This window comes from Streptomyces noursei ATCC 11455 (genome assembly GCF_001704275.1).
GTDB classification, from domain to species: domain Bacteria; phylum Actinomycetota; class Actinomycetes; order Streptomycetales; family Streptomycetaceae; genus Streptomyces; species Streptomyces noursei.
In genome coordinates this window covers 5,480,133-5,502,678 of record NZ_CP011533.1, presented here as the reverse complement: position 1 = coordinate 5,502,678, position 22,546 = coordinate 5,480,133, and the positions used below count along the sequence as shown (strand labels likewise).

The 22,546-nt window shown below is 72.7% G+C and carries 19 protein-coding genes; 12 read left to right on the top strand and 7 right to left on the bottom strand.

From position 1 onward, the window contains the following. Position 1 precedes the first annotated feature (1 nt). Entirely contained in the window at positions 2-904 is a 903-nt protein-coding gene (gene galU, locus SNOUR_RS23405) for a UTP--glucose-1-phosphate uridylyltransferase GalU (protein WP_067350432.1), read from the bottom strand. 80 nt (positions 905-984) lie between these two features. Here galU and SNOUR_RS23400 point away from each other — a divergent pair, with 80 nt between their 5' ends. Further along, positions 985-1,605: a 5-formyltetrahydrofolate cyclo-ligase gene (locus tag SNOUR_RS23400; RefSeq protein WP_376738538.1), complete on the top strand. Its 621-nt coding sequence runs from the start codon at positions 985-987 to the stop codon at positions 1,603-1,605. A 96-nt stretch (positions 1,606-1,701) separates the two neighbouring features. On the opposite strand, the gene SNOUR_RS23395 is transcribed toward SNOUR_RS23400, so the two are convergent. Next, positions 1,702-4,488: a penicillin acylase family protein gene (locus tag SNOUR_RS23395; protein WP_067350429.1), complete on the bottom strand. Its 2,787-nt coding sequence runs from the start codon at positions 4,486-4,488 to the stop codon at positions 1,702-1,704. A gap of 187 nt (positions 4,489-4,675) precedes the next feature. Between SNOUR_RS23395 and SNOUR_RS23390 the strand changes: the two genes are divergently transcribed. The 6 genes from SNOUR_RS23390 (at position 4,676) to mscL (ending at position 10,726) form a co-directional block, all read left to right on the top strand. Next, the gene (locus SNOUR_RS23390; protein ID WP_067350427.1) at positions 4,676-6,211 is read left to right on the top strand and encodes a potassium/proton antiporter; all 1,536 of its coding nucleotides are present in this window, start codon (positions 4,676-4,678) and stop codon (positions 6,209-6,211) included. Between the two features lie 364 nt (positions 6,212-6,575). Then, the gene (locus SNOUR_RS23385) at positions 6,576-7,886 is read left to right on the top strand and encodes an MFS transporter (protein ID WP_067350425.1); all 1,311 of its coding nucleotides are present in this window, start codon (positions 6,576-6,578) and stop codon (positions 7,884-7,886) included. A gap of 136 nt (positions 7,887-8,022) precedes the next feature. Further along, on the top strand, positions 8,023-8,364 hold the full coding sequence (locus SNOUR_RS43275; protein ID WP_079142846.1) for an FmdB family zinc ribbon protein: 342 nt from the start codon (positions 8,023-8,025) through the stop codon (positions 8,362-8,364). Positions 8,365-8,522: 158 nt separating this feature from the next. Continuing rightward, positions 8,523-9,356, top strand: a complete 834-nt coding sequence (locus SNOUR_RS23375; protein WP_067350419.1) for an S-methyl-5'-thioadenosine phosphorylase — start codon at positions 8,523-8,525, stop codon at positions 9,354-9,356. A 206-nt stretch (positions 9,357-9,562) separates the two neighbouring features. Further along, positions 9,563-9,805 (top strand): hypothetical protein, encoded by a 243-nt coding sequence (locus SNOUR_RS23370; RefSeq protein ID WP_159425902.1) that lies wholly within the window; start codon positions 9,563-9,565, stop codon positions 9,803-9,805. Between the two features lie 417 nt (positions 9,806-10,222). After that, complete coding sequence (gene mscL, locus SNOUR_RS23365) at positions 10,223-10,726, top strand: large conductance mechanosensitive channel protein MscL (protein ID WP_067350413.1); 504 nt, start codon at positions 10,223-10,225, stop codon at positions 10,724-10,726. 39 nt (positions 10,727-10,765) lie between these two features. On the opposite strand, the gene SNOUR_RS23360 is transcribed toward mscL, so the two are convergent. The 3 genes from SNOUR_RS23360 to SNOUR_RS23350 all read right to left on the bottom strand — a co-directional run bounded on the left by SNOUR_RS23360 (position 10,766) and on the right by SNOUR_RS23350 (position 13,599). Further along, a complete protein-coding gene (locus SNOUR_RS23360; protein ID WP_067350411.1) occupies positions 10,766-11,029 on the bottom strand; it encodes a hypothetical protein in 264 nt (87 codons plus the stop codon). Between the two features lie 351 nt (positions 11,030-11,380). Continuing rightward, the gene (locus tag SNOUR_RS23355; RefSeq protein ID WP_079143520.1) at positions 11,381-11,917 is read right to left on the bottom strand and encodes an AMP-binding protein; all 537 of its coding nucleotides are present in this window, start codon (positions 11,915-11,917) and stop codon (positions 11,381-11,383) included. Positions 11,918-12,192: 275 nt separating this feature from the next. Then, positions 12,193-13,599, bottom strand: a complete 1,407-nt coding sequence (locus SNOUR_RS23350) for an MBL fold metallo-hydrolase (RefSeq protein WP_067350404.1) — start codon at positions 13,597-13,599, stop codon at positions 12,193-12,195. Between the two features lie 193 nt (positions 13,600-13,792). Between SNOUR_RS23350 and SNOUR_RS23345 the strand changes: the two genes are divergently transcribed. The 3 genes from SNOUR_RS23345 (at position 13,793) to SNOUR_RS23335 (ending at position 17,084) form a co-directional block, all read left to right on the top strand. Then, on the top strand, positions 13,793-14,644 hold the full coding sequence (locus SNOUR_RS23345) for a GntR family transcriptional regulator (protein WP_312633379.1): 852 nt from the start codon (positions 13,793-13,795) through the stop codon (positions 14,642-14,644). 9 nt (positions 14,645-14,653) lie between these two features. Continuing rightward, positions 14,654-15,661, top strand: coding sequence for a sulfite exporter TauE/SafE family protein (locus tag SNOUR_RS23340; protein WP_067350403.1), 1,008 nt, complete (start codon positions 14,654-14,656; stop codon positions 15,659-15,661). A 178-nt stretch (positions 15,662-15,839) separates the two neighbouring features. After that, complete coding sequence (locus tag SNOUR_RS23335) at positions 15,840-17,084, top strand: NAD(P)/FAD-dependent oxidoreductase (RefSeq protein WP_067350400.1); 1,245 nt, start codon at positions 15,840-15,842, stop codon at positions 17,082-17,084. Between the two features lie 77 nt (positions 17,085-17,161). On the opposite strand, the gene SNOUR_RS23330 is transcribed toward SNOUR_RS23335, so the two are convergent. Next, positions 17,162-18,271, bottom strand: a complete 1,110-nt coding sequence (locus SNOUR_RS23330; protein ID WP_067350398.1) for a MerR family transcriptional regulator — start codon at positions 18,269-18,271, stop codon at positions 17,162-17,164. 257 nt (positions 18,272-18,528) lie between these two features. Continuing rightward, positions 18,529-19,782 carry an amidohydrolase gene (locus SNOUR_RS23325; RefSeq protein WP_067350395.1) on the bottom strand — a complete coding sequence of 418 codons (1,254 nt, stop codon included), beginning with the start codon at positions 19,780-19,782 and terminating at the stop codon, positions 18,529-18,531. Between the two features lie 249 nt (positions 19,783-20,031). Between SNOUR_RS23325 and SNOUR_RS23320 the strand changes: the two genes are divergently transcribed. Continuing rightward, positions 20,032-21,063 carry a methyltransferase gene (locus SNOUR_RS23320; protein WP_067350392.1) on the top strand — a complete coding sequence of 344 codons (1,032 nt, stop codon included), beginning with the start codon at positions 20,032-20,034 and terminating at the stop codon, positions 21,061-21,063. Positions 21,064-21,197: 134 nt separating this feature from the next. Next, positions 21,198-22,346, top strand: a complete 1,149-nt coding sequence (locus SNOUR_RS23315; RefSeq protein ID WP_099055718.1) for a low temperature requirement protein A — start codon at positions 21,198-21,200, stop codon at positions 22,344-22,346. Positions 22,347-22,546: the final 200 nt, after the last annotated feature.

The window sequence follows — 22,546 nt, the reverse complement described above, 5'->3', positions numbered from 1 at the left end:
CCTACATCTCCTCGGTGACGTAACTGCGCAGCCAGGCCCGGAAGTCGGGCCCCAGGTCCTCACGTTCGCATGCCAGTCTGACAATGGCACGCAGATAGTCTCCGCGGTCGCCGGTGTCATAGCGGCGGCCCTTGAAGACCACACCGTGCACCGGCCCGCCCAGCTCGGGGTGGGCGGCCAGCACCTGGAGGGCGTCGGTGAGCTGGATCTCGCCGCCGCGACCGGGGTCGGTCTTGCGCAGCACCTCGAAGACGGCCGGGTCGAGGATGTAGCGGCCGATGATGGCGAGGTTGCTGGGCGCCTCGGCCGGTTCGGGCTTCTCGACCAGGTCGGAGACGGTGACCACGTCGTCGTCGCCGGTGGGGGCGGCGGCCGCGCAGCCGTAGAGGTGGATGTTGGCGGGATCAACCTCCATCAGGGCGATGACCGAGCCGCCGTGCTCCTCGCGGACCTCTATCATCCGGCGCAGCAGGGGGTCGCGGGGGTCGATGAGGTCGTCGCCCAGCAGGACCGCGAACGGCTGGTCGCCCACGTGCGGTGCGGCACACAGCACGGCGTGGCCCAGGCCCTTGGGGTTGCCCTGGCGGACGTAGTGGATGGTGGCCAGATCGCTGGATTCCAGGACCTTGGCGAGCCGGGACCCGTCGCCCTTGCGGTGCAGGGCTTCTTCGAGCTCGTAGTTGCGGTCGAAGTGGTCCTCCAGGGGACGCTTGTTCCGACCCGTCACCATGAGGACGTCGGAGAGTCCGGCCGCGGCTGCCTCCTCCACCACGTACTGGATGGCGGGCTTGTCGACGACCGGCAGCATTTCCTTGGGTGTGGCCTTGGTCGCCGGCAGGAACCGGGTGCCGAGCCCTGCTGCCGGGATGACAGCCTTGCTGATCCGTGCATGCGATGGGGTCATGCGCGACACCCTAACCGGACCGGACGGACCGATGATGAGCGTCCGGTTAAGAGATCATGAGAGCCCGAGCGAGGCCCACGGTGAGCGTTGAGCACGAGGAAAAGCGCAGGTTGCGGCGGGATCTCCTGGAGGTGAGGAGGGCGTTGCCGACCGATGTCGTCGCGGCCCGGGGCGCCGCGCTGGCCCGCCGGGTGCGGGAGCTGGACGAGCTGCGGGCGGTGTCCGCGAAGGGCGCCGCGGACAGCCCGCCGACCGTCGCCGCGTATGTGTCGATCGGCGGCGAACCGGACACCCGGGCGCTGATCGACGAGCTGCGGGCGGCCGGGGTGCGGGTGCTGCTGCCGGTGCTGCTGCCGGACAACGACCTGGACTGGGCGGTATACGAAGGGCCCGAGCGCCTGGTCCCGGCGGGCTGGGGGCTGCACGAGCCGGACGGGCCGCGGCTGACGCCGGAGGCCGTCACACAGGCGGATGTGGTGCTGCTGCCGGGGCTGGCCGTGGACCGGACGGGACTGCGGCTGGGCCGCGGCGGCGGCTCGTACGACCGGGTGCTGACCCGGCTGGAGCGGGCCGGGGGGCGGACGTCGCTGGTGGTGCTGGTCTACGACGACGAGGTGGTGGACGCGGTCCCGGCCGAGCCGCACGACCGCCGGGTGCACGCCGCGGTGACGCCATCGGGGGTGCACCGCTTCCGGCACTGACCGCTCGGTCCGCGGGGCGTCGACGTTTCACGTGAAACGCCGTCGGGCGGGCCGGAGGAGTCCGGCCCGCCCGACGCGGTGTGCTTCCGCCGCCCGTTACGGCGACAGGGTCAGGGTGTCCTGCCCGGCCTTCTTCACGGCGTCCTCGCTGAACGCCCAGGGCAGCAGCTCGCCCTTGGCCCACTTGTCGGTCTGGTCGTAGTAGTGGGCGTGGTAGGCGTGCCCGGAGGCGCCGGTGAGGTTGATCCAGCGGGACTTGTCGAGGTCGGCGAGGTTGACCACCATCCGCATGGACGGGACCCAGGTCACCTTGTAGCCGCCGGCGGCGTTCCAGCCGGTGGCGTCGACCGCGGCCTCGCCACCGCCGAGGTTCCAGGGCCCGCGGTTGAGCAGGTCCTGGAGGAAGCCCGGCCCGTCCTTGCCGAGGGTCTGGTTCTTGAGGTCCATCTGGTGCAGGCGGCCCCAGGCCCAGTTGTCGATGTTCTTGCCGAGCTTGGAGGTCAGCTCGTAGCGGGCGTCCTTCATGGCCTGGGCGAGGAGCTGGTCGCGGTTCTTCAGGCCGGGGTGGCCGGGCCGGTCCTCGGTCTTCCACCAGGCGTTGTTCGGGTCGTCGAGGATGTTCCGGACGACCTCGTACCAGCGGTCGCCGCCGTCGGGCTGGGCGGTGTCGCCGGCCCGCTGGCCGCACTCGCGGACCAGCTTGTCCTGGTCGTCGGCCGGGCCGGTGTCGCTGGCCGGGCGGACGTAGAGGCACTGGCCCTCGACGCGCAGTTCCTTGGGCATCTTGTTGCCGAAGGCGAGCTTGAGAGTGTTGCGCCAGACCGCGTTGAAGTAGGCGGCCGCGGCGGAGTCGGGCTCCTGGGTGAAGTCCCAGCCGTTGAGCAGCTGCTGGGCGTCACGGACGTACTTGTCCTGAATGTCGATCTTCGTCAGGTAGGGCGTCAGCAGACGGGCGATCTCGCTGCTGTTGTCCTTCTGGAAGGACTGCATGTCGTCGGTGGAGACCTTGCCGCCGTCCTTGATCTTGGACTCGATCAGGTCGCTGATCCGCTGGCTGCGGGCGCCGTAGCCCCAGTCCTTGGTGATCAGGTACGGGTACTTCTCGTTGATGATGGCCTGGTTGGCGGTGACGATGAAGCCGCGCTTGGGGTTGTACTCGTACGGCAGGGCGCTCTGCGGGACGTAGCCCTTCCACTGGTAGGCGGGGTCCCAGCCGGGCGCCGGGTAGGTGCCGTCGCCCTTGCCGCGGACCGGGATCTGTCCGGGGGCCTGGTAGCCGATGTTGCCCTTGGTGTCGGCGTAGATGAGGTTCTGCGAGGGGACCTCGAAGCCGGCCGCGGCCTTGCGGAAGCCCGTCCAGTCCTTGGCGCGGTCGAGTTCGAAGATGGCGTCCATGGACTTGCCGGGGGTCAGCGCGGTCCAGCGCAGCGAGACGGCGTAACCGTCGCCGCGGTCGGGGGCGCCGTCGGCGACCGGGGCGTCCTTGCCGACCCCGGCCAGCTCGTCGTCGCGGTCGGAGATGATCGGGCCGTTGTTGGTGGACCGGACGGTGATCTTGCGGCTCTCGCCGCCGGCGACCTTGATGGTCTCCTGGCGGGTGAGGAACGGCTGCTGCTTGCCGTCGTAGAGGTAGCCGTCGGCGTTGATCTTCTCCAGGTAGAGGTCGGTGACGTCGGCGCCCAGGTTGGTCATGCCCCAGGAGATGTCCTGGTTGTGGCCGATGACGACGCCGGGCATCCCGGAGAAGGTGAAGCCGGCCACGTCGTAGTTGCACTTGGGGCCGGTGGTGCGGCAGTGCAGGCCCATCTGGTACCAGAGCGAGGGCATCTGCGGTGCCAAGTGCGGGTCGTTGGCGAGCAGCGGCTTGCCGGTGGTGGTGTGCTCCCCGGAGACGACCCAGGAGTTGGAGCCGATGCCGTTGCCGTTGGGGCCGAGCAGCGCCGGGACCTGTTCGAGGGTCTTCGACAGCGAGGACAGCTGCGTCTGGATCCCGGTGGTGGCGCCGCGGGTGGAACGGGCGCCGGCCCCCGCGCCCGTGCCGCCGTTGCCGGTGCCGCCCGCGCCGGTGCCGGTGCCGGTGCCGCCCGTCCCGGTGCCGCCGGTGCTGGTGCCCTTGGGGTCGAACTCCTTGGTGGCCGGGTCGACGCTGCCCCCGTCGACGATCGGCCGGTTCCGCTGGTACGGGTACTCCGGGTAGAGCTGCGCGATCTGCTGCGGGGTGAACCGGCTGGTCATCAGGGACCGGTCGATCTCGTCCTGCATGTTGCCGCGCAGGTCCCAGGCCATCGCCTTGAGCCACGCCACCGAGTCGACCGGGGTCCAGGGCTCGGGCTTGTAGTCGTTGGTGAAGCCGAGCGCGGCGTACTCCAGGGAGAGCTCGGAGCCCTGGTGGTCCTTGAGATAGGCGTTGACACCGGCGGAGTACGCCTGGAGGTATTTCTTCGTGGTGGCCGAGAGCTTGGTGTCGTATTCCTTCTGCGCCACCTGGTGCCAGCCGAGGGTGCGCAGGAACTCGTCGCTCTTGACCTGGCTCGCGCCGAACATCTCGGAGAGCCGGCCGGCCGTCATGTGGCGGCGGACGTCCATCTCCCAGAAGCGATCCTGGGCCTGGACGTAGCCCTGGGCGCGGAAGAGGTCCTCGTCGGTGTCGGCGTAGATCTGCGGGATGCCGTTGGCGTCACGGACGACGTCCACCGGGTCGGTCAGGCCCGGGAGTTTGAGCGACCCCGTGGTCTCGGGGAAGGAGGCGCGAACAGTACTGACCCCCCAGTACGCGCCGAAGCCGATGCCCGCCACGAGCAGCAGCACGACCGTGAGCGCGACGAGGCGGCCGCGCCGCCCCTTCTTCTTTTTGGGAGCTGGACCGGACTTGTTGGCGGGCATCTCTGTCCTTCGAGGGGCAGGGTGGGAGTGCTGGAGCAACCATAGGCGCACCGGTTTGAGGACCCCTACGCGGAGTCACCGCCGAGCACATTAAACTTTCAAGCAATGGTAAATTGTTAGGGTCAGTAACTAGATACAGTAAGGACACCCACCCCATCCCGACCGAGGCGCGAGGAAGGATCAGCTCCTGACTGTCGAACACCTCAACGAACTCCTGCTGATCTGCTCACTCGTACTGCTCGTCGCAGTCGCCGCGGTACGGCTCTCCTCGCGCAGCGGGCTCCCCAGCCTGCTCATCTACCTGGGGATAGGCATCGCGATGGGGCAGGACGGCGTCGGCGGCGTCATCTTCGACAACGCCGAACTGACCCAACTCCTCGGCTACGCCGCCCTGGTGGTGATCCTCGCCGAGGGCGGCCTGGGCACCAAGTGGAAGGAGATCAAACCAGCCCTGCCCCAAGCCGCGATGCTCTCGACGGTCGGCGTCGCGGTGAGCGTGGGGGTCACCGCGGCCGGCGCGCACTACCTCGCCGGACTCGAATGGCGCCAGGCGCTGCTGATCGGCGCGGTGGTCTCGTCCACGGACGCCGCGGCCGTCTTCTCCGTGCTGCGCAGCGTGCCCCTGCCGTCCCGTCTGACGGGTGTCCTGGAAGCCGAGTCCGGCTTCAACGACGCCCCGGTGGTCATCCTCGTCGTGGCCTTCTCCACCGCGGGGCCGATCGAACACTGGTACGTCCTGCTCGGCGAGATAGCGCTGGAGCTGGCGATCGGCGCCGCCATCGGCCTGGCCATCGGCTGGATCGGCGCGTACGGCATGCGGCACGTGGCACTGCCCGCCTCCGGCCTCTACCCGATCGCGGTGATGGCCATCGCGGTCTCCGCCTACGCGGCCGGCGCGCTGGCGCACGGTTCCGGCTTCCTCGCCGTCTACCTGGCCGCGGTCGTCCTCGGCAACGCCAAGCTGCCGCACGCCCCGGCCACCCGCGGTTTCGCCGAGGGGGTCGGCTGGATCGGCCAGATCGGCATGTTCGTCCTGCTGGGCCTGCTGGTCACCCCGCACAACCTGCTCGACGACATCGTGCCCGCGCTGCTCATCGGCATGATCCTGACGCTGGTCGCCCGCCCGCTGTCCGTCTTCTCCTCGCTGCTGCCCTTCCGGGTGCCGTGGCAGGAGAAGACCCTGCTGTCCTGGGCCGGGTTGCGCGGCGCGGTGCCGATCGTGCTGGCCACCATCCCGATGGTGGGCGACGTCCCCGGCAGCGAGACGGTCTTCAACATCGTCTTCGTCCTGGTCGTGGTCTACACCCTGATCCAGGGCCCGACGCTGCCGTGGCTGGCCCGGCGGCTGCGGCTCGGCGAGGGCGAGGAGCCCGCCGACCTGGGCATCGAGTCGGCCCCGCTGGAGCGACTGCGCGGCCATCTGCTGTCCACGTCCATAGGCCCCACCTCCCTCATGCACGGCGTGGAGGTCGGCGAGCTGCGGATGCCGGCGGGCGCCGCGGTCACCCTCGTCGTCCGGGACGGCACCAGCTTCGTACCCTCCCCGACGACCGTGCTGCGGCGCGGCGACGAGCTGCTGGTGGTGGCCACCGACCCGGTGCGGGACGCGGCCGAGCGGCGGCTGCAGGCGGTGTCCCAGGGCGGCAAGCTGGCCGGCTGGCTGGGGACCGGCGCGCCGCAGCAGCCCCAGGAGAAGCGCGGCCGGCGGCGCGAAGTGGGGTGAGGCGGCGGGCTCCGGGCCGCCCGCACCCGCGCACGCGCCGCCCGGCTTGCCCGGCCGGACGCCGAATGTGCGCTATCTCTCCAGAGATACCAAGGAAAACTGCGTGAAGCCCTGGTTAATCCCAGGGCTTCATTGCATCCGACCTGTACAATCAAGAAGGAAATTTGTACGGATCACGAACCAACTCTGCCTGACGCAGAGCTGGCGCGACCGCTCGGCGGCCGCGGTCCCCTGCCACACGCAGCCACCTCTCCCGGGTGCGGACCACGCGGTATCACTCGGTCCTGCGCGAGAGGACAGCTCTCGGCGCGTACCCGTGACGACCTCGCGGGGCAGCGCTACCAGGCGGCAGAAAGGCCCGGCCGTGGCATCCGCGGTCAAGGACTCCCGTCCCGGTTACGGTCAACTGTTGCGCACGCCCGGCGCATGGACCTTCGTGTTGCCCGGCTTTCTGGCCCGGCAGCCGTTCGCGATGCTGACGATCGGCATCGTCCTGCTCGTCCAGTCCACCACCGGCTCCTACGGCACCGCCGGCGCGGTCTCCGCCGCCACCGGCGTCTCGATGGCGCTGTTCGCCCCGCAGAGCGGCAAGCTCGCCGACCGGTTCGGTCAGCGCACGGTGCTGATCCCCGGCATCCTGGTGCACGTCGCCGGCGTCTCCGCCCTGATCGCCCTGGCCCTCGCCCACGCCCCCCTGTGGGCGCTGCTCGCCGTCGCCGTCCCCACGGGCGCCTCGACGCCGCAGGTCGGCCCGATGGTGCGGGCCCGCTGGGCGACGAAGCTGGGCGGCAGCCCGCTGATGCCCACCGCCGCCGCCTTCGAGTCGGTGACCGACGAGTTCACCTTCGTCGTCGGTCCGGTGCTGGCGACCGCGCTGTGCACCGGCATCCACCCGGCCGCCGGCCTGGTCGCCGAGGCCGTGCTGACGCTGGCCGGCGGCCTGCTGTTCGCCTCCCAGCGGCGCACCCAGCCGCCCGTACACCGCGGCTCGTCCGACGACCAGCCGCGCGTCTCCGCGCTGTCCGTCCCCGGCGTGCGCGTGCTGATCGTGGCGTTCCTCGGCATCGGCTCGGTCTTCGGCGGCATGCAGGTCTCGCTGACCGCGCTCACCGAGCACATCGGAGCACCCGGCATCAACGGCGTCCTCTACGGGATCTTCGCGGGCGGCAACATGCTCGCCGGCATCGCCTGCGGCGCGATCGCCTGGAAGGTCGGCCCGCGCCGCCGGCTGCTGGTCGCCTACGGGCTGCTGGCGCTGGCCACCACCCCGCTGTGGGCCGTGACCTCGGTCCCGCTGCTGGGCGCCGTCGGCCTGGTCGTCGGCCTGTGCATCGCCCCGGCGCTGATCACCGGCTACACCCTCGTCGAGTCCCTGGTCCCGGCCACCGCCCGGACCGAGGCGTTCACCTGGCTGACCGGCGCGGTGGCGCTGGGCCAGGCGGCCGCGGCCACCGCCGCCGGCCAGCTGGCGGACCGCTTCGGCCCGAGCTCCGGCTTCCTGGTGCCGCTGGCCGGCACGGCGCTGGCCCTGGTGGTGCTGCTCTCCCTGCGGGCCTACCTGGCGCCCCGGCCCTCGAAGGTGGTCACCGGGTCGGCGACTGGCGCCGACACCGGCGCCGAGGCCCCCGCGGAGACCGTCGCCGACGAGCGGGAACGCGAGCTGAGCCGCGCCTGAACGAGCGTGGAACCGGGTCCGGTGCCGGGCGTGGAGTCGGTCACCGTGCGGCGTTCACGGTGGACTGATCCGCCGGAATACTGCAAGATGGAGCGTCGTTAGCACTCAATGAGTGAGAGTGCCAGGAGGAAGTCAAGTGCCGACCTACCAGTACCAGTGCACCGCGTGCGGCGAGGGCCTTGAGGCCGTGCAGAAGTTCACCGACGACGCGCTCACCGAGTGCCCCAGCTGCAACGGACGCCTCAAGAAGGTGTTCTCGGCGGTCGGCATCGTCTTCAAGGGCTCCGGCTTCTACCGCAACGACAGCCGCGGCTCGTCGTCCAGCAGCAGCCCTGCCGGCAGCTCCACGTCGTCGAGCGGCTCCACCTCCTCGACGTCCTCGTCCTCGGCGCCCTCCTCGACCTCGTCCTCGACGTCGTCCGCCTCGTCCTCGGACAGCAAGTCGACGGCCTCGGCGAGCACCGGCTCCGCCGCCTGACCTGCGCCGACGGTCGGCCGCACCGCGGCACCGGCCATCGGACCTCCGGGCCCCGCCACTCCCCACCAGGGAGCGGCGGGGCCCGCCGCGTTTCCCGGCCCGCAGCTGATCCACCGGGTCACCGGCGGGCCGCCGTCGCGCCCCGATAGTGTGACCGCATGGCTGACGCGGAGATTGGCGTTATCGGCGGGTCGGGGTTCTACTCCTTCCTGGACGACGTGACCGAGATCACTGTGGACACCCCCTACGGGCGCCCCAGCGATTCCCTGTTCCTCGGCGAGGTTGCCGGCCGTTCGGTCGCCTTCCTGCCCCGGCACGGCCGCGGGCATCACCTGCCGCCGCACGGCATCAACTACCGCGCCAACCTCTGGGCGCTGCGCTCCGTCGGCGTGCGGCAGGTCCTCGGGCCGTGCGCGGTGGGCGGACTGCGACCCGAGTACGGCCCCGGCACGCTGCTCGTCCCCGATCAGCTCGTGGACCGCACCAAGTCCCGCGCCCAGTCGTACTTCGACGGCGTACCGCGCCCGGACGGCAGCGTTCCCAACGTCGTCCACCTGACCTTCGCCGACCCGTACTGCCCCGCCGGCCGCGAGGCCGCCCTCGCCGCGGCCCGCGGCCGGGACTGGGAGCCGGTCGACGGCGGCACCCTCGTGGTGATCGAGGGCCCGCGCTTCTCCACCCGCGCCGAGTCGCGCTGGCACGCCGCCCAGGGCTGGTCGGTGGTCGGCATGACCGGCCACCCCGAGGCCGTCCTGGCCCGCGAGTTGAGCCTGTGCTACACCTCGCTGACCCTGGTCACCGACCTGGACGCGGGCACCGAGACCGGCGAGGGCGTCTCCCACGAGGAGGTCCTCAAGGTCTTCGGCGAGAACATCAGCCGGCTGCGCGAGGTCCTCTTCGACACCGTCGCCGCGCTGCCCGCCACCACCGAACGCGCCTGCCTGTGCACGGACGCGCACCAGGGGTGGGATCTGGGGATAGAGCTGCCGTAGCGGCCGGGGGGGGGCGGCCTCCGCAGGGGCGGGGCCGGCCTTCGTCGGGGCGGGGCGGCGGCTGCCGCCCCCCTGCCGGGTGACGGAGTTGTCCACAACCGCGGGGCCGTCCACAGGCCGGAGCGGGCCGCGGCGAAGTGCGGCACGGTGGTGATCGCCGGGTCCGAACGCCGGTCCCGCTTTCCGCACCACAGGCGGTGACGACCATGCCCTCCCCCACCCCGACCCCGTCCCTTCCCGCACCCCCGCGGTGTGAAGTGCCCCACTTCGTCCCCGTCCGCCCGGGTGGCGTCCGCACCCGATGGCGCGCGGCGGGACGCCGGCGCCTGCTCGCCGCCGCGCTGGCAACGACCGCCGCAGCACTGGCCACCGGCCTGACGCACGGCCCCGCCCGCACCGCGTCCGCCCCCGTCGCCCACCCCGCCGCGGCGGAGTGCGGGGAGCGATGACGATGCCGGGTACGCGTCAAGATCGAGTGGCGTCTCCCGCTCCGGGCCGCGAGACTTCTCCGAGTGGCGGGGCACCTGCCGCGCGCCCGTCACGAGGGCGCGCCCGCACCACCGATACCGATGCCGCTATCGGCACCGCCGCACCCATCACCGCCGCGAGGACTCCACCGAGCGGCCGGGTCCGCCGTTCCCCGGCGGCTCCCCGATCCCGCCCGGCCTCGCCTCCGCCTCCTGCGATCCGGCCTCGGCACGGTCCGGTCCCCCCGGTCCGTCGCTCCCGGCCGGCCATCCGCACTGACGCTCTGGTCGATCGCCGGTTCGTGTTGCGTGATTGGACACCCGCGCCCCGCCCTGCCGTAAGTTGCGGTGCTGATTGTCGGTGCACCGTCCAGAGCAAGCGTGGAAAGAGGCTGTCAGGTGAGCGAGAACAAGAGCGTCCTCCAGGGGTTCAAGGACTTCCTGATGCGCGGCAACGTCATCGAACTCGCGGTGGCGGTCGTCGTCGGTGCGGCGTTCACGAGCATCGTCAACGCGGTCGTCAAGGGCGTCATCAACCCGATCGTCGGCGCCTTCGGCTCGCAGAACCTCGACAACTACCAGACCTGCCTCAGCACCTGCTCGGTGGACAAGAAGACCGGCCTGTACGTGGACGGCATCTACGTCCTGTGGGGCTCGGTGCTCAGCGCGGCGCTGACCTTCCTGATCACCGCGGGCGTCGTCTACTTCCTCATGATCCTGCCGATGAACAAGTGGAAGGCCCGTCAGGACGCCAAGAAGCCGGCCGAGGACGCTCCGGCGGCCCCGACCGAGATCGAACTGCTCACCGAGATCCGGGACGCCCTGATCGCCCAGCGCAACGGCACCTCGGCCGTTCCCGGGGCGGCCGCGGCGGCCATCATCACGCAGAAGACCCAGCAGTAGCGGGCGCTCCGGCCGGCCCTCGCCGCCCCGTCGCCTCGCTCAGAGGTGGTGGGGCGGCTTTTCGTCGAGGAAGCGGGCCAGGTCGGCGGCGCTGCCCGCGGCGGTCGGCCGCTCGCCCCAACCGCGGTCGGTGTCGTCCGCGGACTGCTGGCTCAGCGGGTCGTCGAAGATCAGGGCCGCGGCGCTGACGGCCGCGGGCCGCGCGGCGGCCGCGGGCGCCGGGGACGCGTCCTGGGCGGGGGTGTCCCGACTGCCCCGGGCGGTCGGCTCGGGCTCGGGCTGCGACTGGGAGGTGGTGCTCACCTCTTCAGGGTACGGGCGGGACCGCACGGCACGAGCGGCACACCGCTGTCCGACCCTGACCCCTCGGACAGGCCCTAGGAACCCCGGCCGCCGTTCTCGTGGGTCGGTATCGGGTGGGGGCGGTGCGCAGTGTGCGGGCGGGTGGGCGGCCCGTGCTCGGCGCGCCCCCGCCCGACCGGCCGCCCGCGCTCGGAACCGGGGAGCGGCAGGGGGTGCGGGTGGGGGTGATGACCACGGGCGTTGCGGTGCGACATGGCTACCGGGCTTCCGTAGGGGACGGGAAGGCCCACGCTAGGAGCGCCCGCGGCGCACGGCCCGTCGGGTGGTGCAGCGGAGTGGTTCGCGCGGGGGTCAGTCCTCGGCGAGCTCCTCGTGCCACCACCGGTCGCGGCCGGGCCTCCAGGAGACCGGGCGCGAGCAGCGGTTGACCACCAGCACGGTGTGCGGCAGGCGGCTCGCGTCGACGGCGGCGCTCCGCGCCAGCGCATGGTCCAGGACCGGCTTCACCGGCCGCACGGACCCGTCCCAGAACGCCGCGTCCGCCGTGATCAGCACCCGGGCTCCCGACTCCCGTAGGCGTGCGGCGAGTTCGGGGATGGTCAGCGACACCGGCAGCGTGGTGCGTATCGCGTCCAGTCTGCCGCAGGCGAGGGTGGCGATCACCGACTCGGGCACCAGCGGCAGGTGCACCGCGACCCGGTCGCCGGCCCGCACCCCGAGGCGGGTGAGCGCCGCCGCCGCGCGTGCGGCCTGATCCAGGAGCATGCCGTGCGTCAGCTCTTCTAAGCGGCCCGGCTCCCCGCTCCAGGTAAGGGCGATCTGCGACGCATCGGGCCCTTGCACGTCCCGGTCGTCCTCTGCCTGCTCTGAGATCACACTGCGCAACATGCGCATCAGCATGGCGAGCGGCGATCAACGTTCGCTGAACATCCGCTGTACGGCCACCTCGGCTCCGTACGGCTCCACGGGGCCGGTGACCGGCCTCTTCTCGCATCCCGCACGGTAGCGCGGCACGCTCACGCCTCTTCCTGCCCCGGTCCGGTGCACTTCATCCCTCGGGGGATCTCCGCGCTCTGCGCGCCGGCGCCGCCGGTGCCGTTCCCGGGGGCGGCGCAGGGCGTGGACGGCCGGCGAGGGGGAGGGCCGGGAGCCCTCCCCCGGGGTCAGGCGGCCTCGGCGTACGCGGCGTATCCGCCGGACACGTCGCTCACCTCGGCGAAGCCGTGGGCCTCCAGGAGCGCCGCGGCGATCACCGAGCGGTTACCGCTGCGGCAGTAGAGGATGACCGGGCGGGCGGGGTCCAGTTCGTCGAGCCGGTCGAGCAGCGCGGCCAGCGGGATGTTGCGGGCGCCGGGCAGCGCGCCCGTCGCGTACTCGGCCGGATTGCGGACGTCGATCAGCTGGGCGCCGGCCACGGGGTCCAGCGGCAGGCGTGCGAGCAGGTCGGAGACGTGCAGGCGGTTGCTGCGGCGGGTGAGTTCGGGGGCGCCCGCCAGGACGCCGGCGGGGTCGGGGAGATGGCCGAGGACCCGGTCGTAGCCGATGCGGCCGAGGCGGAGGCGGGCCTCGTGCTCCGTTCCGGGGGCGGCGAGGAGGACGATCGGGGTGCCGGGGGCCACCACGCTGCCGGCGTACTCCGCGAACCGGGTGTCCAGTCCGGCGTTCAGGGAGCCGACGAGGTGGGCGCGGGCGTAGTCGGCGGCCGGGCGGCAGTCGAGCAGGGCGGCGCCGTGTTCGTCGCGGGCGGCGAGCGCCTCGTCCAGGGTGAGCTCGGCGGGCGGGGCCGGGTCCCGTAGGGGGTGGCCGTCGCGGTTGAGGGCCGCGTCGTGCGCGAAGTAGCCGGGGGTGGCGGGCTGTTCGGCGGTGACCAGTCGGACGAAGGCGTCCTGCGTCATGGGCTGGAGCGCGTAGTTGAGGCGGCGCTGGTCGCCGAGGGTGGAGCTGGTCTCGGTGGAGATGCTGCGACCGCAGGCGGAACCGGCGCCGTGGGCGGGAAAGATCCGGGTCGCGTCCGGGAGGGGCAGCAGTTTGGTGTGCAGGGAACGGTAGAGGCGCGCGGCCATGTCCTGCGGGGAGTGTCCGGCGGCGGAGAGCAGATCGGGGCGGCCGACGTCGCCGATGAAGAGGGTGTCGCCGGTCAGCACGCCGAACGGCTCGTCGTCGGGGTTCTCCCGGACGACCAGGCAGATGGATTCCAGGGTGTGGCCGGGGGTGGCGAGGACCGTGAGGGTCACCCCGGACTCCGCCCCGGCGCGGGTTTCCGGATCGGCGCCCAGGCAGATGCGTTCGCCGTCGTGTAACCGCCGTATCGGGAAGCCGGTTTCGGCGGCGGCGCCGAAGGCGATCTCGGCTCCGGTGGCCCGGGCCGTCTCCAGGTGGCCGGAGAGGAAGTCGGCGTGAACGTGGGTCTCGATGACGAGTTCGATGCGCAGGCCGGCCGCTTCGGCGTCGGCCAGGTACTCGTCGATGTCGCGGCGCGGGTCGACGAGAACGGCGCGTCCGGTGCGCTGATCGCCGATCAGATACGACGCCTGGGACAGGCAGTCGAGGTAGTACTGCGCGAAGTGCACGGTCGGGCCTCCAGGGGTGCGCGGCGCCCGTGAGCGGCGGGTCGGCCCGCTCGGGCTGGGAGCGTGGGCGGCTGAATGCACCGTGCATATCGCTCCGTTGTGCGGATGCACGGATGTACGTACATTAAGTACCCGGCCGGCAGGGGACAAGCTGAGCCCCCCCGCAGGCCGGACGACGGACGAGAGGACCGACATGACGCCGCCCCAGCCCGAACCACCGGGCGCGCACGGCCGGATGAGCCCGCACGGCGCCGACGGCGACCACACTCCTTACGGGCCGCGCCCGTTGGACCGCGGCAACCCGCTGCCCCTGTGGGCGCAGCTGCTGGCCGATCTGCGCCGCCGGATGGAAGCCGGGGCGTTCACCGAGGAGTTCCCGGCCGAGCACCGGCTGACGGGCGAGTACGAGGTCAGCCGGCACACCGTCCGGGAGGCGCTGCGCAAACTGCGCGCCGACGGCCTGGTGATCGCCGAGCGCGGGCGCGCCAGCCGCCTCGACGCCCGCCGCATACAGCAGCCGCTCGGCTCCCTCTACAGCCTCTTCCGCGACCTGGAGGCCCAGGGTGTGGAGCAGCGCAGCGAGGTGTTGCGGCTGGAGCGGACCGCGGACGCGACGGTCGCCGGCCACCTGGGGCTGGTCCCGGACGCACCCCTGGTCGTCCTGGAACGGCTGCGGCTCGCGGACGGCGAGCCGCTCGCCCACGACACCGCGTATCTCCCGGCGGACCTCGCCGAGCCGCTGCTGGCGACCGATTTCGGACACACCGCCCTCTACGGCGAACTGTCCCGGCGCTGCGGGGTGAAGGTGAACGGCGGGCAGGAGCGGATCGTTCCGTTCCTGCCGGACATCCGGCAGGCGTGGCTGCTCGGACTGGCCGACCGGGAGGCGGCGTTCGCCATCGAACGGGTCGGGCGGGCCGGGGAGCGGCCGGTGGAGTGGCGCGAGACGGTGGTCCGCGGCGATCGCTTCGCGTTCGTCGCCGAGTGGTCCGATGCCAGCCGGGCGGTCGCCCTCGCGCCGCGCGCCGCGGCGCCGTCCGCGTAGCCGGCCGCCGTGTCCGTTCTCATAGCCGTGACGGCGCTGCCCTGCGGGCTGCTGATCGGGCTGCTGCTGGGTGCGCTCGGCGGCGGCGGTTCGGTGCTGGCGGTGCCGGCGCTGGTCTATCTGCTGGGGCAGTCCCCGCACGCGGCGACGGCGGGGGCCCTGGTGGTCGTCGCGGTCGGTGCGGTCAGCGGTCTGGTCTGCCACGCCCGTGCGGGCCGGGTCCGCTGGGTCGCGGGCGCGGCGTTCGGCGCCCTGGGCACCGCGGGCAGCTTCACCGGCTCCCGTTGGAGCGCGTCCGTGAACCCCGGTGTCCTGATGGCGGCGTTCTCGGGGCTGATGCTGGTGGTGGCGGTGGGGATGGTGATGCGCGGCAATCGTGGCGACCGCGACGGTCGACGGGCTGCCGCGGAGGAGACGGGGGCCGTGGCGGCGGCGCCGGCAGCGGGGGCAGCGGGGCTGGTAAGGCCGGCGGAGCCCGAGAGGTCAAGAAGACCAGAAAGGTCGGAGAGATCGGAGAGGCCGGAGGGCCCGGAGAGGCCACAGGAGCGGGCGACGTGGGCGGTGTCCTTATGGGACGCGGTGCGCACGTCCTCGGGGCGGCGCACCGCCGCGCGTGCCTCCCGCGGCTCCGGGGCCGGCTCCCACCGCACCCGGCCGCTCCGTACCGTCGTGACGGCCTCCGCGGTGGGGCTGCTGACCGGCTTCTTCGGGGTGGGCGGCGGCTTCGTCGTCGTACCGGCCCTCACCCTCGTCCTCGGCCTGGAGATGCCGGTCGCCGTCGGCACCTCGCTGCTGGTGATACTGATCAACTCCGGTGCCGCGCTGGCCACCCGGGCCGGCACCGGGTCCCTGGACTGGCCCCTGCTGGCCACCCTCGCGGCCTGTGCCGCGGCCGGCAGCAGCCTCGGCAACCGCCTGGCCGGCCGCCTGCGCCCGCAGACCCTCACCACCTCCTTCGCCGCCCTCGTCACCGTCCTGGCCCTGGCCATGGCGGCCACCACACTGCCCAGCCTCTGACCACCGGGACCTTCAGCGTCTCTTGCGCCTCTCGCCTCTCTCGTACCTCTCGCACCTCTCGGATCCCTCGTACCTCTCGCATCTTTTGCACCCCGTATCTCTCGTCGTCCCGTATAGCCTCCACATCGCCCATAACCCCCGTAACGTCCCTATCCCGCCCAGGAGTCAGGAGAACCGCATGACCCGGCCCGCAACCGGCGCGGAATCCGCGCCCAGCGCCGCCCCCGCCCCCGCCCACCACCAGATCCTGATCGTCGGCGGCGGCACCGCGGGCATCACCGTCGCCGCCCGGTTACGCCGTGCCGGCCTCCGTGACATCGCCCTGCTGGAGCCCGCCGAGACGCACTGGTACCAGCCGCTGTGGACCCTGGTCGGCGGCGGCCAGGCGCCGCTGCGGGCCGCGCTGCGCCCCGAGGCCGAGGTCATCCCGCCCGGCGTGCGCTGGCTGCGCGAGCGCGCCACCGCCGTCGACCCGGTGGCCCGTACGGTCAGCACCGCCACCGGCCGGGTGTTCTCCTACGGGCGGCTGGTGCTGGCGCCCGGTCTGAGCCTCGACTGGGACGGCGTGCCGGGGCTGGCGTCGGCCGTCGGACACGACGGGGTGAGCAGCAACTACCGGGCCGATCTCGCGCCGTACACCTGGGAGTTGATCCGCCGGATGCGGAGCGGTACGGCCGTGTTCACCATGCCGTCCGGGCCGGTCAAGTGCGGCGGGGCGCCGCAGAAGATCGCGTACCTGGCCGCCGACCACTGGCGCAAGCGCGGCGTCCTGGGCAACATCCGCACGATTCTCGCCCTCCCGGAACCCACCCTCTTCAAGGTGCCGGTCTTCGCCCGGGCCCTGGAGCAGACCGCCCGCCGCTACGGCATAGAGGTACGCCTCCAGACCGAACTGACCCGTCTGGACGGCCCGGAGCGCGCGGCCGTCCTCACCGACCACGCCACCGGCCGCGCCGAGACCGTCCACTACGACCTGCTGCACGCGGTGCCGCCGCAGCACGCCCCGCGGTGGCTCGCCGACGGCCCGCTGGCCGACCCGGGCTCCCCCCACGGGTACGTCAAGACGGACCCGCACACCCTCCGGAACCCTGATTTTCCCGAGGTGTTCGCCCTGGGGGACGTGGCGCACCTCCCGACGTCCAAGACGGGTGCCGCCGTGCGCAAGCAGGCCCCGGTGCTCGTCACCAACCTCCTCGCCGGCCTCCGCGGGCGCCCCGCCACGGCCCGCTACGACGGCTACACCTCCTGCCCCCTGGTCACGGCCCGGCACAAGATGCTGCTCGCCGAGTTCGACTACGACCTCCGCCCCGCCCCCTCGTTCCCGTTCCTCGACACCACCCGGGAACGCACCGACATGTGGTTCCTCAAGCGCTACGGCCTGCCGCAGCTCTACTTCCAGGGGATGTTGAAGGGACGGGCGTAGGAGCGGGCGTGCGGACGGTGGAGGGGCGGTGGAGGCGGCAACCCGCGCCCCGCTCCTCCCCCACCGCCCCGGCCCGGCTACGCCGCCGCGTCCCCCTCCACCGCGTCCGCCACCACGCACCCCACGTTGTCCGGCGCGCCCGCCTCATGGGTGCGCCGGACCAGGTCGGCGACGGCCTGCTGCGGGGTGGCCGCGCCGGCGAGGGCCTCCTGGATCGCCTCGGGCGGGACGACGCCGGCCAGGCCGTCGGTGCAGAGCAGATAGCGCTCACCGGGGCGGACCTCCAGCAGTTGCAGGTCCGGGGCGAAGTCGGCGCCGCCGCCCAGCGAGCGCAGGAGCTGCGCGCGCTGCGGGTGCGACGGGGCCTCCTCGGGCGTGAGCCGGCCCTCGTCGATGAGGGACTGCACCAGGCTGTGGTCGTGGGTGATGCGGAAGAGCCCGGAGTCCCGCAGGACGTACGCCCGCGAGTCCCCGATGTGCAGCAGCCCCAGCCGGGAACCGGAGCGCAGCAGGGCGGTCAGGGTGCTGCCGGTCTCCTCGCCGGCCGACCGCGCGGCACGGTGGGCGTGCAGGGCCGCCTCCTCCAGGACGGCCAGCAGGTCGGCCGAGGTCAGGTCCACGTCCTCCAGGACCTTGAGCGCCTCGATGGCGGCGGTGGCGGCCGGGGCCCCACCGGGGCCGTAGCCGTCGGCCACCGCCAGCAGACGCGGGCCGGCGTAGGCCGCGTCCTGTTGGACGGCGCGCACCAGTCCCTGATCCGTCAGGGCGGCGCAGCGCATCGCCAACGAGGCCGTGGGGTCGGTGGGTTCGGTCATCATGGTGTCCTTCCGTTCCAACTGGTCCACGAGAAAGGCGGCCAAGTCCCGGCGGGCCGCGACGTCGGCCTCGACCTGCGCCCAGTACGCCGCGACCGCCCCGGCCGCGGCGCCCGGCGCCAGCTCGCACACCTCGCGGATGCGGGCCAGCGGCATGCCGAGCCGGCGCAGCCAGGCGACCAGCCGGGCGCGCTCCAACTGGGCCGGGGCGTAATGGCGGTAGCCGCTGCAGGGGTCGACGTGGACGGGGGTCAGCAGACCGAGCTCGTCATACAGGCGCAGCGCCTTCGGCGAGAGCCGGGACGCCCGTGCGAACGCCCCGATCGTCAGCAGTTCCCCGTCCGCGCCGTCCACCCCGTCCACTGCGTCCATCCCGTCCTGTCCCCGTTCACCGCGGGCTCCGCCGCGCTCCGTCATCGGCGGTCCGGCACCCGCCGCCGACGGCACCGCGTGCGCCCCCGGCGGACGGCGTCCGCCCTCCTCGTGCCGGGCACCGCGCCCGGCCCCACCGATGCTGGGCCTTCCCCCAGGGACAAGGTCAAAGGGCCCGGACGGCCGCCAGGTACCGGCCGGGCCACCGGCCCCGGAGCCGCCCCGCCGCGCCCCGACGACGCCCCGCCTGCTTCCCGCTACTTCCCTCCCAGCCGGCTCAGCGCCGCGACCGTCAGCGCCTGCACTCCCGTGGCGAGCGTCGGCCGCGCGACCGGCACGAACCGCGGCGAGTGGTTGGAGGGGATGTCCTGGGCCAGCCGCCCGGCGGCCAGCGCGGCACGGAACTCGTCCGGATCCCAGCCGCCCAACCACCAGTAGTACAGGGGCGCCTCCGCGGCGCTCGCCAGTAGTCCCGCGTCCTCGCTGCCGGTCGCCGGCTCGTACGCGAACACCCGCTGCTCGCCGAAGAACCGGGTGAAGTCCTCGTTGACCCCGGTCAGCACCGCCGTGTCGTTGACCGTCACCGGGAAGGAGTCGATGATCTTCATCTCCGGCTCCCGGGGCGCGTCGGACGCCGCCGCCTCGGCCCGCGCGATCCGGTCGACGGCGGCCAGCACGGCGGTCCGCACGTTCGGGTCGAAGCTGCGGACGCTGAGCCGTACGACGGCCCGGTCCGGGATCACGTTGGCGGTGTCCCCGGCGTGGAACGCGCCGACCGTGACCACCGCCCGCTCCTTCGCGGCGATCTCCCGCGAGACCACCGACTGCACCCGCTGCACGAACGCCGACGCCATCAGGATCGGGTCCACCGTCGTCTCCGGCCGCGACCCGTGGCCGCCGGTCCCGTGGAAGGTGATCTCCAGGCTGTCCGCGGCGGCCATGCAGGCGCCCGGACAGTACGCGATCAGCCCCGCGCCGAACGGGGCGACGTGCTGCGCCAGCACCACATCGGGCGTGGGCACCAACTCCTTGCTGTAGAGGCCGTCGTCGAGCATGGCGCGGGCGCCGTTGCCGGCCTCCTCGGCCGGCTGGAAGAGCACCACCAGCGTTCCCGACCAGCGGTCGCGCCCCGCGGCGAGCAGGTCTGCGGCGCCCAGCAGGCACGTGACGTGGACGTCGTGCCCGCAGGCGTGCATCCGGCCCGGGACGGTGGAGGCGTACGGCACCGAGGAGTTCTCGCTGACCGGCAGCGCGTCCATGTCGGCCCGCAGCAGGACCACGGGGCCCGGGCCGTTGCTCAGCACCCCGGTGACGCCGGTGCCGCCGATGCCGGTCGTGACGTCGTAGCCGTACGCGGTCAGCCGGTGGGCCGCCTCCGCGGCCGTACGGGTCTCCTGGAAGGCCAGTTCGGGGTGACGGTGCAGATCTTCGTAGAGCGCCACGAGGTCCGCGAGGCGGTCGTCGAGCGGTTCCAGGACGGACGAGGGGAAGGGGATGTCACTGTCGCTCATATGCGCATTCGACCATGCGCGGGCGCCGCCGTCTGCCCCTCGGCGTGCCCGGTTCCGCCGCCGGCTCCGGGCGCGTTCCGTGCCCCTTCGCGCCCGGTTTCGTCCGCGCCCGCCGGGCCGCCCTCCTGGCCGGTACGCAGCGGGTCGCCGCCCCTCCCCCCGTGACACCACCGCCCCCGCCTGCAACCGTGGATCACCGTGCCTGCGACGTGGCGCAGGCCCGCCCAAGCCGACGACCGGAGGCTGACGTTGGCCACTTCACCCACCCGACCGGCGGACGAGCCCGGCGAGCTCGCGACCCACCTCATGGACCAGGCCATGGGCCACCTCTTCTCCGCCGCGCTGCGCACCGCCGCCCACTACCGCATCGCCGACCGCCTCACCGCGGGCCCGCGCACCCCCGAACAACTGGCCGTCGCCACCGACACCCACGCCCCGCACCTGCGCCGCGTCCTGCGCTATCTCGCCGCCCGCGGCATCTTCCGCGAGGACGCCTCGGGCGCGTACCAGCTGACACCGGCCGCCCGGCAGCTGCGCACCGACGTGCCCGACTCGCTGCACCCCGCCGTCATGATGCTCACCGACGAGCTGTTCCTCCGGACCTCCGCCGGCCTGCCGGAGACGGTGCGGCACGGCGACGCGGCCTTCGAACGGCTCTTCGGCGCGCCGCTCTTCGCGCATCTGGCGTCGGATCCGGCCAAGCGGGCGCTCTTCGACGACGGAATGGCCTCCTTGACCGCCTCGGTGGACGAGGCGGTGGCCGCCGCCTATCCGTTCCCCGAGGCCGGCACCGTCGTCGACGTCGGCGGCGGCCGGGGCGGCCTGTTGCGCGCGGTGCTCCGCCGCCACCCGCAGGCGACCGGCGTCCTCTTCGACCTGGCGCCGCCGCTGTCCCACCACCTCCTGGACACCGACGACCTGAAGGGCCGCTGGCGCACCCAGGAGGGCGACTTCTTCGCGGCGGTCCCCGAGGGCGGCGACGTCTACGTCCTCAAACACGTCCTGCACGACTGGCCGGACGACGCATGCCGCCGCATCCTGCACAGCTGCCGCGCCGCGATGGCGGCCGGCCGCCGGCTCCTGGTCATCGACTGCGTCCTGCCGCCGGGGAACGCACCGCACTTCGGCAAGACCATGGACGTCGCCATGCTGGCGGTCCTGGACGGCCGAGAGCGGAACGCGGACGAATTCGCCGCGCTGCTGTCGGCCACCGGTTTCCGCCTGACCCGGGTACTGCCCAGCACGGGCTTCCCCTCGATCGTCGAGGCGGTCGCCGACTAGCGTCCGTCCGGTGGGTCTGCCCGTTCCCACGACACGCCGCGCCCCGCTCGCCCCCCGTCGCCCCGCCCCCGCGCTCTACTGAGTGCCACCCACCAGCGGTCGACGAGAGGGGCTGGGGCAACGTGCCGGTTCTGATGCGTGCGCGCAGTCGTGAGGAGGCGCACCGCGCCGCCACCCCACTGGAGCTGTTCTTCGACCTCTGCTTCGTCGTGGCGATCGCCCAGGCGGGTCGCCAACTGGTGCACGCCCTCGCCGAGGGCCATCCGGGCCACGGCGTCGTCGGCTATCTGATGGTGTTCTTCGCCATCTGGTTGGCGTGGCTCAACTTCACCTGGTTCTCCTCGGCGTACGACACCGACGACGTGCTGTACCGGGTGGTGACCCTCGTCCAGATCTCCGGCGTCCTCATCCTGGCCGCCGGGGTACCGCGGGCGTTCGGCGCCGGCGACTTCCGCGTCGTCTGGTTCGGCTACCTGGTGATGCGGCTGGCGCTGGTCAGCCAGTGGCTGCGCGCCGCCCACGGTTCGCGGGGCACCGAACGGAGTACCGCCCTCCGCTACGCCCTCGGGGTGAGCCTCTGCCAGATCGGCTGGTTGGCGCTGCTGTTCCTGCCGCCGGGTGCCGCCCCGTGGGTGTTCCTGGTGATGGGAGCGTTGGAACTGTCGGTTCCGGCGATCGCCGAACTCCGCTGGCAGACCAGCTGGCATCCGCATCACATCGCCGAGCGCTACGGCCTGTTCACCATCATCGTGCTGGGCGAGACGGTCTCCGCGGCGACGGTGGCGGTGCAGTCGGCGCTCGACGAGCACCACGACCTCGGCACGCTGCTGCCGATCGCGGCCGGCGGCCTCCTGCTGGTCTTCGCCGCGTACTGGATCTATTTCGCGGTCCCCATCCACCTCCACCTGCGCTCCAACCGCCAGGCGTTCCTGTGGGGCTACGGCCACTACCTGGTGTTCTGCTCGGCCGCGGCGATCGGCGCGGGGATCGAGATCGCGGTGGAGCAGTCGTCCGGCCGGGCGCACCTTTCGGCGCGCGCGGCGGCGGCCTGCGTCACGGTGCCGGGTGCGCTCTACATGTTCACGGTGTGGCTGATCCACTCCCGCCACCAGAAGCGCGGACCGGCCCAGCAGCTGGTGCTGCCGGTGTCCGCCGGGTTGATCCTGGCCGGTACGTTCGCCGGGCCCGCGGCCGTTCCGGTGGCGGGCCTGGTGGCCGCCGCGACGGTCGCCGTGGGCGTCACCCTGACGGCCCGCCAGGGCACCGCTCTGGAGGAGGAGTAGCGGCCGCCGGTCGGCCCATCCCGGTTACGGGTGTGAGCGGTGCCCGGCCCGCGCGCCGTCCCTCGTAAGCGTGCCGAACGGCCGTACGCGCGCTCTCCCCGGCCGGCCGGCGGGGTGCGTGCCGAGGGGCCGAAAAGGTCCGTGCGACGGCGCCGCGAATCCCCGTCAACTGGCTGCGCACAGACTGGACTTGGGGCACA